The following is a 13436-nucleotide window of genomic DNA, read 5'->3' as shown; positions in this document are numbered from 1 at the left end:
CTCGATATCCCCTTCCTTGATCCGCAACGTATCTTGCGCCTCTTTGTACAGTTTCGCCACGTCGATTTCGGTGCCTCCGAGCAGCACCATTTCCGGCAAGACTTTCAGGCCCTGATTGATGATGTTGGCCTTGTTGATTTCGAACTTTATCGTCTTGTCTTTCGTCTCGATTAGATTGATCATGACGCTGCGCTTGTCCTCGAATCCCTCGGTAATCAGCAGCGTTTTCCGGCCCTCGATGCGCCGGAAGACGGGATCCGTCAAATCCTTCATGCCACGGGTGATGAAGATCAGTTGGATATCCTTCGGGATAACGACCGATTGGGAGATGGCGACGCTGATGGGTTTGCCTTTCAGTTTCCGGGTTGCGGAAAGGTTCAGCATTTCGCGGTTGATGGCGCCGTCGTCGCTTATGATCAAGAAGCGGAATTCCGGGATCCGGTCTTCATTCTGCCATTCGATGTTCTTGGCGAAATTGAAGATATACGCGGAAGTTATTTCTTCTTTCTTCCATTGCTGCGCCGTAGCGGCCCGGAAAAGGAACAAGCAGCAGAGCAAAGCGGTAAGGACTTTGGGAATGCCCTTCACCTCCATTCCCAATGGCTCATCCGGCATTCCTATGATCCGTCATATGGATCACAAAAGATACTTCCGTTCCTATTGACGCACCCCGCCCTTCCGGATGCCATATCGTCTTGAGCCCTGGGCCCAGGCTCGGTATTTGGGAACCGGAACCGAATGATCCGCGTTCTTCAAATAAAAAGCCCTTCGGAATAACCGAAGGGCTTTTTGCGGACCCGGATGAGTTCGTCCCTACGGACGTTACCTCTTCTTTCCCTTAGTCTTCTTAGCCTTGCCTTTGGAGGCCATCTTCTTCGTGGCCGGCTTGGCTTTCGCCTTGGCGGACTTCTTGGCCGATGCTTTGGCTTTCGGGGCGCTCTTCTTGGTTACCTTGGCCTTCGCCTTGGCGGAACCTTTTTTGCCTGCGGCTTTGGCCTTGGAGCCGGCGGCATTCCCGGACTTCTTCTTGGCGGCCCCGCGCTTTGCGGCCGGCTTGGCCTTGGCAGAAGCCTGCTTGGCGCTGCTCTTCGCTTTGGGGGCGGCCGGTTTCTTCGCGGGTTTGGCTTTCGCCTTGGGGGCCGCGGCCTTCTTGGGGGCGGCCGGTTTTTCGGGGGCGGTCATCGAGGCGGGCGGTTCCATGTCCGAGGACTCATCATCGAGATCCCAGAGATCGTCATCGTCCTTGTCGGCGGCGGAGGCGGCCTGGGCTTCGGGGGCGGGCGCCTCGCCGGAACCGTTCTCCATCTCATCGGGGAAGGTGGGGTTGGGCTGCTTATCGTCTTGCGTATCGTCCTGGCGTTGGGTCATCACGGGTCTCCTTGGTTGGAAGATGCGACGGTTGGAAGAGTAACCAGAATATAATCAGATTTCCGCGGCGGCAAGGACGACAATCGCGCCGGAAGGCCCGTTCTCCAAGGGTCTTATTGCCCTTTAGGCATCGACACTAATTCCGCTTTGATCGACCCGACCGGGATCTTGCTTTGCATCTTCACGGGGACGTGCGCCTCGTCATCGGTAACCCAGATGGTGAGTTTGCCCTTGGCCTTGAAGAGGCCGTCTTCCTTGAGGACGGGCTCGACGACCAAGGTCTTGAACTTGCCGGCCGGTACTTCGATGGTCTCGCGGCCATGGCAGAGGACCTTAAGACTGTACTTCTTTTTGCCGGAAACGGCGGCCAATTCCAGGGTGTCCCCCTCCACCAGACGTTGGGTCCGGATGAAGTAGAAGGCCGAAAGCACATCATGGGTGAACGGCTCGATGGGGAAGGACGTATCCTGGGTGGTAACCGTATGCCGGGCTTGATCATACGCGGCCGAGAGGGACGCCTTGTATCCGCCTTCGTGGAGATGCTTTTCGAACTTCAAAGGGTATATGCCGCGGCTATCGATGCGGGAAACCACGGTGTCCCGCACCGGATAGAAGGTTTGGAAGAATCCATTGCACCATGCCAAAGAGCGGATTTCCCAGGCCCCGGGGACGTCGGCGGGAAGCAGTTCCAGGGTCGCTTGTCCTGCGGTCACCCAACGGAAGCTCCAGCCCCCCCAAATAACGTTGAAGAGAAGTTTTTCCGGGACCCGGAGAGCCTTCTGGCCCAGATTCCGCAAGGGTTTAGGCAAGGTATCCGTAGGAGAGCGGAGGGAATCCCTAAGGGCGGCGAGAGTATCGGCATGACCCGGTTTGGCGGGTTTGCGAATGGTGGCGGGAGCGGGGGTCGGCGAAGCGGCGGCGACCAGGAGAAATAGGAGGCTGGCGAGAAAGGCGGCGGGGAGAAGCCCTGCCATCGGGTACCCGGAGCGGCCGCGGAGGACTACGAAGCGCATCCCTTCTATAGCCCTAATCTCGCCAAGCCTTTTTTACCGATATCGCCCCGGAACCGGGCTCCGGCGAAGGCCACCTTGCCGGCGCCGGCATAGGCGATGCGGATGGCTTCCTGCAAGCTGGGGCCTTGCCCGACCATTCCCAATACCCGTCCGCCGGCGCTGACGAGCCGGCCATTGAGGCGCTTGGTGCCGGCGTGGATGGCATGCGCTCCGGGTACTTCTGAGACGCCCTCCAAGCCTTCGATGGGGATGCCGGTTTCGTAAGGGCCCGGATATCCCTTGGAGGCCATCACGACCACGGCGGACCATTCCCGGGGCGCGGCCACGGTCCGCGCCTTAAGCGTCCCATCCAGGGAGGCGAGGATGAGGTCGAGGAGATCCTCTTGCAGGATGGGCAAGACCACCTGGGTTTCGGGATCCCCGAAGCGGCAATTGAATTCGACCACCTTGGGACCTTGGCGCGTGACCATGAGGCCGACGTAGAGGATGCCGCGGTAGGGCATGCCTTCGCGGCGCATGCCATCGAGCGTGGGCTTGATGACCAGGCGAGCGGTCTCGTCCAAAAGCTCCCGGGTCATGAGAGGGGCGGGGGCATAGGCGCCCATGCCGCCGGTGTTGGGTCCCGTGTCGCCATCGCCAATCCGTTTATGATCCTGCGCGGTGGGCAAGACCACGAAGGCCTCTCCGTCGGTAAGGGCGAATACGGAAGCCTCTTCGCCTTCCATGAACTCTTCCATCACGACCTCGGAACCCGCGGCGCCGAAGACGGCTTTGGGGCCGAGCATGGAGTTGAGGGCGCTCTCGGCTTCAGGGAGGTTCATGCAGACCACGGCGCCTTTGCCGCCGGCCAGGCCGCTGGCCTTGATGACGATGGGCGCACCCGTCTCGCGTAACCAGGCCTTGGCCGGCTCGAGGGCGCGGAAGGTCCGGAATTGGGCGGTAGGGATGTTGTGGCGCGCCATGAAGTCCTTCGCGAAGGCCTTGCTGCCTTCCAAGGCGGCGGCGGCCTTGTCCGGGCCGAAGATGGCCAGGCCCTGTTCGCGGAACAAATCGACGAGGCCTCCCACCAAGGGTTGTTCGGGGCCGACGATGGTGAGATCGACCTTTTGGGATTGGGCCAGGGAAAGCAGCCCGCGGAAATCGTCCGGCGAAACGGTGTAGCAGGAACCCAGCTCTTCCATCCCGGGATTCCCGGGAGCGAAGAGGAGGGTCGGTTTGCGCGGGCTTTGGGCCAGCTTGCGGCCGATCGCATGCTCGCGGCCGCCGTTCCCGATGATGAGGATTTTCATAGGGAACCCAATATAGGAAGGTTGTCTTGGGGTTTGCCTTGATCGATGGGGCCGGGCCGTGCGCGCGGGGCGACCTGGCGCCTCGAATGCGCCGGTCCGCCCCGCGCGCCCGGACCGGCCACGCTGCTCCGGGCAAGCTCCACGACAACTGGGGCCGTCTGGGACCGAGGTGGGTCGGGCGGGACGGAAGGGGAGAGGGAGGTGGAGAGATGGGAGTGCAAAGACATTGTATTGTCATGCATTGGCAATACAATGTCTTGGTCTTATCCTGGGATTACCCGGCCATTGATCCCGTCGGTCGATTAACGGGATTAGTTGGCCGCGAAATTCGGCTTAAGGGAAGCAGATATAGTAGTCCCGTTGTAGGTAGCCGTAGGCGGAGCCTTCTTCGACCAGGCTACCGGCACGGGCTGATGTCGCTTCGAACAGTAAGGCGAAGCTGGGATAGGGATTGTTGAGTTGAGGCGAGAAACCCAGAGATTGCGAGCCCAGGTCAGGCCGGTCCCAGATTATGCCGCCTTTCATGGCTTTGGTATCGACCACCAGCGCGGCCGCCGAGAATCCTCCTCCGGCCCGGTTCGATTCCGTTACCGCGGTGAAGGAAGGGGCGCAGTTGCTAGGAATCGACGGGAAGGCATCGGTGCCGTATTCCACCTTCCCGCCCAGGAATCGGGAAGAGTAGACCGCGACCGCCCCGTTCACGCTGATACCGATGCCGACGGTGCCGCGGGTCGAAGGCAGGTAGTTGAATGCCACGATTTCGATCTTCTTGTTGGTGAACCCGGTGTTTACCCAAACGAGTTGCGAATTGCGGTTCGTGCTGCTCACGTCGTCATTATAGCCGGCCACGCTGATTGCATAGGCATCGGTATTGGAGGAGGCGTCGTTCCGGGAGAACGCGACCAGGAAGGGGTCGACGCCGTCCTGGCTGGCGGTAGCCGAGACCACCAAGGATCCGAAGGCGGGGACGATGACCGTGGTGTAGAAGGTATGGATATCGTTGTCGGCGCTGAAATTACGGACGGCAGTGACGAACGTGGTAGCCGCCGTTTTCGCGACGGCCTCGGTGACCGGACCGGGTTGCTGCCCCTGGGCCGCGCGCGCGGTCGAATGCGGGACGCCATATCTGGAAAGCACGGCTTCGATGGCCTCTTCCCGGTTCGCGGAATTTCCCGAACCCTGCTTGGCCGCGATGAGGTCGCGGTCGAAGTCGCTTGAGCCTTTCAGATCCGTGGTCCCGACGGGACCGCTGGCGGCGGGCTTCACGGGGTTGCTATCGGCGGAATTACATCCGCCCAGGAAAAGTCCCAGGGCAATACCGGCAGTCCCGGCGAGAAGCATTCTCGAACTGAGCATATATCCTCCATGAAAAGGGTTCATGGCCAATAGGATGCATGCCGCCGGAATTTTGTTTCGGAGGCTCCTCCCATTCCCCCCTAACGTATGCTCTCCCCCCCGCCGAGAAGGATCGCATTCGCATTCCCGAAGGTATTCCTTTGATCAACGCGCAACCGGTCGCTGCGGCGCCTGTCGCCGCGCGGCAGTGGAACAGGCGGGGACGGGCCTGCCCGGATCGGGGCGACTTGGGCGGAGGTCCCGGCATGGCCGGACAGGTAAACCTGTATGCGCGCCGCCGAGACCGCATCCATCGCCACCGCATGCGCGCTACCGGGCTAGGTCGAATCCGTGGTGGCCTGTCCGGCCGGCGACTGGGCTCTTCGATTAGCCGGGGCCGCAGCCCATCGGAGCCCCGAGCCGGGCAGGACCGGCACCGCCGGGACCCCGGACGCACAGCGCCAAGCGCCATAGCGCCCGAACGCGACTAGTTCAGGAACCAGGGAATGCGGATGATATCCTGGAACGTTACGAAGAGGAACAGCACCAGGAAAAATGAAATCCCCACCCGATTAATAATCGATTGGGTGCCTAAGCTCAGGGGCTTCCTACGAATGGCTTCCAGCAAAAGGAACAGCACCAAACCGCCGTCGGTAATGGCCAAAGGAAGGATGTTCAGCACGGCAAGGTTGGTGTTGAGGAGGGCCATGAATTCCAGGAACTTCTGCATGCTCTGGCGCAGGCTCCCGGCGATCATCTGCACGATCCCGATCGGGCCCGAGAGCGCCTTCATCTTGATCTTGCCCGTCGCGATCCCGGACAGGGTACGAAGCACCATGGTCCCCGATTCCCAATTCTTTTCCAGGCTCTGCTTCAATGCCGCCGGAGCGTTCCGCTTCACGAGCACGGTCGGCACGATCACCCGCGGATAAATCCCCACGATCCAGCGCTTGCTCTGCTCGTCCATCACCGGCGTCACCTGGATCTGCTGGCGTTCGCCCTTACGTTGGATGTCGAAGGTGATCTGCGAGCCTTTCGAGCCGTTAACCATGTCGATGAGCGAGGTGGCCGAAGGGATCCGGATCCCGTCCACGGTCAGGATCTTGTCGTCGGTTTTCAGGCCGGCGGCCTCGGCGGGCTTGCCGGGGATGACCTTATCGACTTCTACGTCGGCTTCCGGGGCGATGCCGGAAAACGCGATGCCGAACTTGGGATTGATCTGCGGGGTCATTTGCAGGGAGGTATCCTTGCCGTTACGGCGGATAGCGAGATTGACCGTATGGCCGCCTTCCATGGCCACGTCCTGCATGAACTGTTCCCAACCCGCCTGCGTCTTGCCGTTGAGGTTGAGCACTTCATCGCCCACCTTCACGCCCGCGTCGGCCGCGGCCGAGCCGGCTTCCACTTCGCCCACGGTCATGGTCGTCTTGGGTTCTTGCACGCCGGACAGGTACAGGCCGAAAAGGAGGGCGATCGCGAAGGTCAGGTTCGCCAAAGGCCCGGCGATGGCGATGGCCAAACGCGCCGGGATGGATTTCTGGCGAAACTCGTCCGAATTCCCGTAACCCCCATCGTCCGGGTTTTCGCCCGCCATGGCCACGTAACCGCCGAAAGGGATCGCGGAGATGGCGTATTCGGTATCGCCCCGTTTGAACTTGATCAGTTTCTTGCCGAATCCGATCGAAAAGGTGTGGACCTTGACGCCCACCCATTTGGCCACCGAGAAATGCCCCAGCTCGTGGATGAAGACCATGAAGGACAAGCCGATCAGGCCGGTGGGGATCTGGTAGATGAGGGACCAATAACCGCTGAGATGCATGGAAACCTTTCCGGAAGCCTTACGGCTACCGATTGCCTGTCCGGGCCGAGGCTTTGCCCGATGCTTCGCGGCCGCTTGCCGCCGACGCGATGGAAGGGGCGGTGCGCGCATGCGCATCCGGTCCGTCGTTCATGATCCTTAAGGCCGACTTGCGCGCCCAGGCATCGGCGGCGATGACGTCGTCCAGGCCGGGCCGCTGTTTGATCTCGGCCGCGTCGAGTACGGCGGCGATTACCCGCGGGATGTCGGTGAAGCCGATGGCCCCTTCGACGCCCGAGGCGCGGTCTTCCAGGAAGCGGGCCACCGCGGCTTCGTTGGCCGCGTTCACGATCGCGGGCGCCGTCCCGCCGAGATCCCCCGCGCGGTAGGCCAGGCCCAGGCAGGGGAACTTAGCCAAGTCGGGGGGAAAGAATTCGAGCTTACCAAGGGCGGTCATGTCCAGGCGATCGACCCGGAGAGCCCAGCGCTCGGGGTAGGTGAGGGCGTACTGGATGGGCAGTTGCATGTCGGGACAGCCGAGCTGGGCCATCAGCGAGCCGTCCCGGAACTGAACGAAGGAATGGACGATGGAGCCGGGATGGATGACGACCTTGATGTCCGCGAAAGGCACGCCGAAGAGGTAATGCGCCTCGATGACTTCCAATCCCTTGTTCATCAAGGTGGCGGAATCGATGGTGATTTTCTCGCCCATCACCCAGGTCGGATGCTTCAACGCGTCGGACTTGCGGATGCTGGCGAAGTCGGCGGCGGAGCGGGTGCGGAACGGTCCGCCCGATGCCGTCAATTGGATCTGTTCCACTTCGGCGACGGGCCTGCCTGCCAGGCATTGGAAAATCGCGGAATGCTCGGAATCGATGGGAATCAGGCGCGCCTCGGGATGATTACGCAGCGCCTCGTTGAGGATCTCCCCGGCCATGACCATGGATTCCTTGTTGGCCAGTCCCACGCGTTTGCCGCGGGTGATGGCTTCCAAGGTGGGACGGCATCCGATGGAACCCACCAGGCCGTTCAACACGAAATCGATGCCGGCATCGGAAACCAGTTCCAGCAATCCGTCCATGCCATCCAAGACTTTGATGCGGGTACGTTTGCGGAGTTCGGCGGCCGAGTCCGCATCCCACATGCAGGCCACGGGCACCCGGAACTCTTCGATGATGGGCAGGATCTTTTCCCATTGCCGGCCGGCGGCGACGGCGCAAAGCGAAAAACGGTCCGGGTGTTGGCGCAGAACCTTGAGGGCGGACGTTCCGATGGAGCCGGTAGCGCCCAGCAAGGCGATTTTCTGCATTTGCATTCCCGGGGTAATATAAAAAAGTCGATCTGGGCTCTTTATGATAACCCGGAATCCGGAGGAAAATACAGGAAAATGGGCTGGGGCCCATATTCCCGCATGATCATGGCCGCAATCCGCGGGAAATGTTCAAGAAGCCCGATACGAGCGGCGGGCTCCCGCCACCCATTACAATCCGGAGGCCCTTTCCCGGAGGCATGCCATGCTCGACGGCTTCACCCGTTTCGCCGCGTATTCGGCCACGACACTTCTGCTAGCCGCCTGCGATCCCATGTCCTTCATGAAAAAGGAAGATGACGAAACGCGCCAGCCCGCCACGGAGGCCACCGTGATCGGCATTTGGCGCACCAATATTCCGACCGGGAAAACCCCGCCCGATCCGACGGATATCAAGGTCACCTTGGATATCGAACCGGACCATACCCTGCTTCTCTCCAAGCGCCTCGCCACCGGGCTCGACGCCCCCAACGACTACGTGGAAATCGTGAAAGAGTACCAGTCCTGGTCGGTGACGGACGGGAAGCTGGTCAGTACCAAGACGGATTGCACCTATAAGGATGCCGCTACGCTCCTGGAGACCTCGACGGATTGCAGCGAGCCGAAAACCAGGGAGGCGGACATCGACGTGAAGGGCAGCGCTTGGACCCTGATGGAAGATGGCCAGCCCACCGTATACCGGAAGGATTGAGGAATCCCATCCGAACCAGGGCCGGTACTGATCAAGAGCACCGTTCGGGACCCCGAAGTTCGGTTAGCCCTGGACGATCTGGAGATAAAACAGGGCGACCGGGGCGGAAAAGATAAGCGAGTTGAAACGATCGAGGATGCCACCGTGGCCGGGGATCAGGTTGGACGAGTCCTTCATGCCCACGTAGCGCTTCAGGACGGATATGAATAGGTCGCCTGAAACGGCGGTCAAGGCGAGGGCCAGGCCCAGGCCCAAATTCGCGGCCAGCCCCGTATGCAAGAGCTTGGGACCGAGCAATACGGTCACCAGCACCGTAAATGCCGTGCCGCCATAAGCGCCCTCGATAGTCTTCCCGGCCGAAATAGAGGGCGCGAGTTTCCGCTTCCCGAATTTCCGCCCGACGAAATAGGCCCCGGTGTCGGCCGCGGCGATCGCGATCTGGATCATGATCAACGGGAAGATCCCGCGCCAGCCCGTATGCGGCTGCAAAAGGCCGAACAAGGCGGAGGCGTAGAGGCCGAAGTAGGCGCAGCCGAAAATCTGCATATAGATCCAGGGCGCCATCCCGTCGATGTCGAGATAGCGGAACCCCAGCAGGGTGAATGCGAGTACCGAAAGGATGCTCAAGGCCCAAATCCATGCCGCCGGCGTGGCCGCCACCCCGGTCGCATCGTCCATGAGCCCGGGATAATAGGGAATGGCGAAGGCGAACACGATCAGGCCCGCGACCCAGGCCACCGCGGGCCCGCGGTATTTGACGTTGACCATGCGGGCGAACTCCCAAGCCCCGATGGCTATGATCAAGGCGAGGGCGGCCCAGCGGGTCACGAAGGAAGCCACCAGCAGGCCGTAGATGATCACGATCATCGCTGCGGCCGAGATGATTCTTAAGGTCAGGTTGGACATGGAGCTACGTTTTTCAGCGCCTTCGGTCACGTTATCAGAACCTTGCACTCAGCCTTCCAGAACCTTGCCGAAGCGGCGTTGGCGGCTATGGTATTCTTCGATGGCTTCGAGCAGGCCTTCCTTGTCGAAGTCGGGCCAAAGCGTGGGCGTTACGTAGAGCTCGGTGTAAGCGATTTGCCAGAGCAAGTAGTTGGAGATCCGCTGATCGCCTCCGGTGCGGATCAAAAGCTCCGGATCGGGCACTTGCGGCAGGTACATGCAGGAACGGAAAGCATGTTCATCGATGTCCGCGGGATCGAGCTCGCCGCGCTTCGCCTTTTCGGCCAGGGCCCTGGCGGCATCCAGGATCTCTTCGCGGCCGCCGTAGGAGACGGCCAGGTTCAGTTGCAGCCCGGTATTGCCCTTGGTGCGCTCGATACCCCATTCCAACTCGCGGCGGGTGAGATCGGGAAGGCGGGAAAGATTCCCCAAGGCGCAAAGCCTGACGTTGTTGCGCATCAGGTCTTCGATTTCCTGGCGCACCATGTCCACCAATAAGCTCATCAGCGCGTCCACCTCGGGGAGGGGGCGCTCCCAGTTCTCGGAGCTGAAGACGTAGATGGTAAGGTGCTTGACGCCGAGCTCGCCGCAGGCGCGGACGATTTTCTTGGTGGCCTTGGTCCCCTCGCGGTGGCCGATGACCCGGGGGAGCATGCGCTTCTTGGCCCAGCGCCCGTTACCGTCCATGATGATGGCGATATGGGAAGGAGGCTCCTTCACGCCGTCCCCCGCTGCGGCCTGTGGACGACGGCTTCCATAGTCAGACGGTGAGGATATCCTTTTCCTTGTCCGCGATCACCTTGTCGACTTCGGCGATGAACTTGTCGGTGATGACCTGGACCTTCTCCTGCCAGCCCTTCAACTCGTCTTCGGAGTGGCCGGCGCCGGTGAGTTCCCGCTTGAGTCGGTCGTTTTCGTCGCGGCGGATGTTGCGGATGGCGACCTTGGCCTCTTCGCCGATCTTCTTGGCCTGCTTGGCCAGGTCCTTGCGGCGATCGCCGGTCAGGACGGGCATGTTCAGGCGGATGTAGGTGCCGTCGTTGACGGGATTGATGCCGATGTCGCTGGCCTGGATAGCCTTCTCGATGAGCCCCATCAGGCTCTTGTCCCACGGCTTGATGGCCAAGGTGCGGGGCTCGGGAACGGAGATGGCGGCGGCCTGCGGAATCGGCGTCCGGGTGCCGTAATAGTCGATGAAAACGTTGTCGAGGATGGAGGGCGAGGCGATGCCGGTGCGGATCTTCGCGAGGTCGCGCCGAACCGCGTCCACCGACTTCTGCATGCGCTCCCTGATGGACTTCTCGTCGAGCATGGCTTTTTCTCCGGCGTTCGGCTTACTCGCCGCCGTTGACCAGGGTTCCGATCTTCTCGCCGCGGGCCGCCTTCACCAGGTTGCCCGGCACGTTCATGTTGAACACCAAGATGGGAATGTTGTTCTCGCGGCAGAGGGCGAACGCGGAGGTATCCATTACCTTGAGCTGCCGGTTGATGGCCTCGGTGTAGGTGATGGTCTCGTAGCGCACGGCATCCTTATGCTTGTTCGGATCCTTGTCGTAGATCCCGTCCACATTGGTGGCCTTCATGATGATGTCGCAATTGGTCTCGATGGCGCGCAAGGTGGCGGCGCTATCCGTCGTGAAGTACGGGTTGCCGGTACCGGCCGCGAACAAGGTGATGCGCCCCTTTTCCAGGTGGCGAACCGCGCGGCGGCGGATGTAGAACTCGGCGATGGAGGACATCTTGATGGCGCTCATCACGCGGGTGAAGATGCCCAGCTTTTCCAGGGCGTCTTGCATGGCCAGGCAGTTGATGACCGTGGCCAGCATGCCCATCTGATCGGCCGATACGCGATCGAAGCCGACCTTGCTGAGGGTTGCGCCGCGGATGATGTTGCCGCCGCCGATCACGACGCCGACCTGGACCCCGCTCTGGTAGACCTGGGCGACCTCTTCGGCGATGGAGCGGATAGTTTCGGGGTCGATGCCGCCGTCGTTCCCGCTATCGGGCTTGCCTGCGAACGCCTCCCCGCTCAACTTGAGGAGGACTCGCTTGTAGCGGAGTTGCGACATGGGCCTATTGACCCAGTTGCAGCCGGTGGAAGGCGAGGACCTTGAGGGAGTCCAGCCCTTGCGACTTGGCCGTAGCAGCCAGCAACTTGTCGATAGTCGTCTTATTGTCCTTGATGTATACCTGGTTCACCAGGCAGTTCTCTTTGTAGAACTTCTGGACCTTGCCTTCGACGATCTTTTCCACGATGTCGCCGGTCTTGCCTTCCTTGAGGGTCAGCTCGCGGCCGATTTCGCGTTCTTTCTCGATGACGGAAGCGGGAACGTCCTTCGGCTCGATGGCGATGGGCATGCTGGCGGCGACTTGCATCGCCAGATCCTTCGCGACCGACGACAAGGCGCCTTTGTCCTTGAGCGTCCCTTGGAACCCGAGCTTCACGATGACGCCGATCTTGCCCCCGCCATGGGAGTAGGTTTCGGCCAGTTCGTTGGCTCCCACCTTCTCGATGAGAAAGCGGCGGATGGTGATCAGCTCGCCGATCTTGGCGATGACGGCGGTATTCACCTCGCCCAAGGTGGTGTTGTCCAGGGGCAAGGCCTTGAGGGCCTCGAGATCCGCGGGCTTCTTCTCCAGGATGGAGCGGGAAACCTTGGAGGCGAAGGCGTTGAAGTCGTCGGAAGCGGAGACGAAGTCGGTCTCGCAGTTGATCTCCACGGCGGCTACCGCATCGGCTGCGGCGGCCAGGACGATCTTGCCTTCCTTGGTCTCTTTGCCCACGCGCTTGGCGGCCACGGCGGCCCCTTGCTTACGCAGGAACTCGATCGCCTTCTCCATGTCCCCGGCCGTTTCGGTCAGGGCTTTTTTGCATTGGAGAATGCCGAGACCGGTCTTCTCGCGAAGCTCGGCCACGGTCTGAGCGGTGACTTCCGCCATTACTCGGCCCCTTCCAGCACCTCGGCCAGGGCGGGGGCGGCGGTGGTCTTGCCGTCTTCGGCGATGGGAGCCTGGATGCCCACGATGGCATCGGAAATGACGCGGGTCAAAAGGCCCACGGACTTGATGGCGTCGTCGTTGCCAGGGATCGGGAAGGCGACCTTGTCCGGATCGGAATTGGTATCCACGATGGCGATGACCGGGATCTTGAGGCGGTTGGCTTCGTGAACGGCGATTTCCTCATGCTCGGAATCGACCACGAACAGCGCGCCCGGCAGGGACTTCATGTTCCGGATACCGGAGAAGATGCCTTCGAGCTTGCCGCGTTCCTTGTTCAGGGCGAGCACTTCCTTCTTGGTCAGCTCGTTGAACAGGCCGTCGGTTTCCATCTTCTCGATATCTTCCAAACGCTTGATCGACTTCTTGACGGTGGAGAAGTTGGTCAACATGCCGCCCAGCCAGCGCTCGGTCACGTAGTACATGTTGCAGCGGACGGCTTCTTCCTTCATGCAGTCCTTGATGGTCTTCTTCGTGCCGACGAAGAGGATGGACTTGCCGGAGTGCCGGATGCGCTTGACGGCTTCGATGGCCTTGTTCAGGCATTCCTGGGTCTTGGCCAGATCGATGACGTAGATCCCGTTTTTCTCGGTCAAGATGAATTTCTTCATCTTGGGGTTCCAGCGCTTGGTCAAGTGCCCGAAATGGACACCCGCCTCCAACATCTCTTTGATTTCGGGTACAGGCATTC

The 13436-nt window shown here is 61.0% G+C and carries 14 protein-coding genes; 1 reads left to right on the top strand and 13 read right to left on the bottom strand.

Features of this window, described 5'->3' with window-relative positions; translation table 11 throughout:
* The 7 genes from JF616_22345 to JF616_22315 all read right to left on the bottom strand — a co-directional run.
* Positions 1-615 (bottom strand): YfiR family protein (locus tag JF616_22345; protein MBW8890502.1); only part of this gene is annotated, 615 nt, incomplete at its 3' end.
* A gap of 207 nt (positions 616-822) precedes the next feature.
* The gene (locus JF616_22340; GenBank protein MBW8890501.1) at positions 823-1371 is read right to left on the bottom strand and encodes a hypothetical protein; all 549 of its coding nucleotides are present in this window, start codon (positions 1369-1371) and stop codon (positions 823-825) included.
* Between the two features lie 110 nt (positions 1372-1481).
* Complete coding sequence (locus tag JF616_22335) at positions 1482-2342, bottom strand: DUF3108 domain-containing protein (GenBank protein MBW8890500.1); 861 nt, start codon at positions 2340-2342, stop codon at positions 1482-1484.
* A 44-nt stretch (positions 2343-2386) separates the two neighbouring features.
* A complete protein-coding gene (purD, locus tag JF616_22330) occupies positions 2387-3670 on the bottom strand; it encodes a phosphoribosylamine--glycine ligase (protein MBW8890499.1) in 1284 nt (427 codons plus the stop codon).
* 333 nt (positions 3671-4003) lie between these two features.
* Entirely contained in the window at positions 4004-5026 is a 1023-nt protein-coding gene (locus tag JF616_22325; GenBank protein MBW8890498.1) for a hypothetical protein, read from the bottom strand.
* 466 nt (positions 5027-5492) lie between these two features.
* A complete protein-coding gene (gene rseP, locus JF616_22320; protein ID MBW8890497.1) occupies positions 5493-6824 on the bottom strand; it encodes an RIP metalloprotease RseP in 1332 nt (443 codons plus the stop codon).
* Between the two features lie 25 nt (positions 6825-6849).
* Positions 6850-8112, bottom strand: a complete 1263-nt coding sequence (locus tag JF616_22315) for a 1-deoxy-D-xylulose-5-phosphate reductoisomerase (protein ID MBW8890496.1) — start codon at positions 8110-8112, stop codon at positions 6850-6852.
* 205 nt (positions 8113-8317) lie between these two features.
* On the opposite strand from JF616_22315, the gene JF616_22310 reads away from it, so the two are divergent.
* Positions 8318-8803 carry a hypothetical protein gene (locus tag JF616_22310; protein ID MBW8890495.1) on the top strand — a complete coding sequence of 162 codons (486 nt, stop codon included), beginning with the start codon at positions 8318-8320 and terminating at the stop codon, positions 8801-8803.
* 63 nt (positions 8804-8866) lie between these two features.
* Here JF616_22310 and JF616_22305 read toward each other — a convergent pair whose 3' ends face one another.
* From JF616_22305 to rpsB, 6 genes are all read right to left on the bottom strand, one after another.
* Positions 8867-9757: a phosphatidate cytidylyltransferase gene (locus JF616_22305; GenBank protein MBW8890494.1), complete on the bottom strand. Its 891-nt coding sequence runs from the start codon at positions 9755-9757 to the stop codon at positions 8867-8869.
* Entirely contained in the window at positions 9758-10435 is a 678-nt protein-coding gene (gene uppS / locus JF616_22300; protein ID MBW8890493.1) for a di-trans,poly-cis-decaprenylcistransferase, read from the bottom strand. It lies immediately after the preceding gene.
* Positions 10436-10508: 73 nt separating this feature from the next.
* Positions 10509-11060, bottom strand: coding sequence for a ribosome recycling factor (gene frr, locus JF616_22295; GenBank protein MBW8890492.1), 552 nt, complete (start codon positions 11058-11060; stop codon positions 10509-10511).
* Positions 11061-11082: 22 nt separating this feature from the next.
* Positions 11083-11817: a UMP kinase gene (locus JF616_22290; protein MBW8890491.1), complete on the bottom strand. Its 735-nt coding sequence runs from the start codon at positions 11815-11817 to the stop codon at positions 11083-11085.
* A 4-nt stretch (positions 11818-11821) separates the two neighbouring features.
* Positions 11822-12688 carry an elongation factor Ts gene (locus JF616_22285; GenBank protein ID MBW8890490.1) on the bottom strand — a complete coding sequence of 289 codons (867 nt, stop codon included), beginning with the start codon at positions 12686-12688 and terminating at the stop codon, positions 11822-11824.
* Positions 12688-13434 carry a 30S ribosomal protein S2 gene (rpsB, locus tag JF616_22280; protein ID MBW8890489.1) on the bottom strand — a complete coding sequence of 249 codons (747 nt, stop codon included), beginning with the start codon at positions 13432-13434 and terminating at the stop codon, positions 12688-12690. Before rpsB ends, JF616_22285 begins: the two co-directional genes overlap by 1 nt.
* Between the last annotated feature and the right edge of the window lie 2 nt (positions 13435-13436).

It is taken from the genome of Fibrobacterota bacterium, from assembly GCA_019509785.1.
In the GTDB taxonomy this organism is placed as follows: domain Bacteria; phylum Fibrobacterota; class Fibrobacteria; order UBA11236; family UBA11236; genus Chersky-265.
Note: the sequence above shows the minus strand (reverse complement) of the source record. Positions and strands in the feature narration are given on the sequence as shown.

What these genes read in the sequence shown, in the direction of transcription:
- JF616_22335 (MBW8890500.1), bottom strand. Translation starts at nt 2,342, where the DNA reads ATGGCAGGGCTTCTCCCCGCCGCCTTTCTCGCCAGCCTCCTATTTCTC.
- JF616_22310 (MBW8890495.1), top strand. Translation starts at nt 8,318, where the DNA reads ATGCTCGACGGCTTCACCCGTTTCGCCGCGTATTCGGCCACGACACTT.
- uppS (MBW8890493.1), bottom strand. Translation starts at nt 10,435, where the DNA reads ATGGACGGTAACGGGCGCTGGGCCAAGAAGCGCATGCTCCCCCGGGTC.
- JF616_22315 (MBW8890496.1), bottom strand. Translation starts at nt 8,112, where the DNA reads ATGCAGAAAATCGCCTTGCTGGGCGCTACCGGCTCCATCGGAACGTCC.
- frr (MBW8890492.1), bottom strand. Translation starts at nt 11,060, where the DNA reads ATGCTCGACGAGAAGTCCATCAGGGAGCGCATGCAGAAGTCGGTGGAC.
- rseP (MBW8890497.1), bottom strand. Translation starts at nt 6,824, where the DNA reads ATGCATCTCAGCGGTTATTGGTCCCTCATCTACCAGATCCCCACCGGC.
- rpsB (MBW8890489.1), bottom strand. Translation starts at nt 13,434, where the DNA reads ATGCCTGTACCCGAAATCAAAGAGATGTTGGAGGCGGGTGTCCATTTC.
- JF616_22285 (MBW8890490.1), bottom strand. Translation starts at nt 12,688, where the DNA reads ATGGCGGAAGTCACCGCTCAGACCGTGGCCGAGCTTCGCGAGAAGACC.
- purD (MBW8890499.1), bottom strand. Translation starts at nt 3,670, where the DNA reads ATGAAAATCCTCATCATCGGGAACGGCGGCCGCGAGCATGCGATCGGC.
- JF616_22325 (MBW8890498.1), bottom strand. Translation starts at nt 5,026, where the DNA reads ATGCTCAGTTCGAGAATGCTTCTCGCCGGGACTGCCGGTATTGCCCTG.
- JF616_22290 (MBW8890491.1), bottom strand. Translation starts at nt 11,817, where the DNA reads ATGTCGCAACTCCGCTACAAGCGAGTCCTCCTCAAGTTGAGCGGGGAG.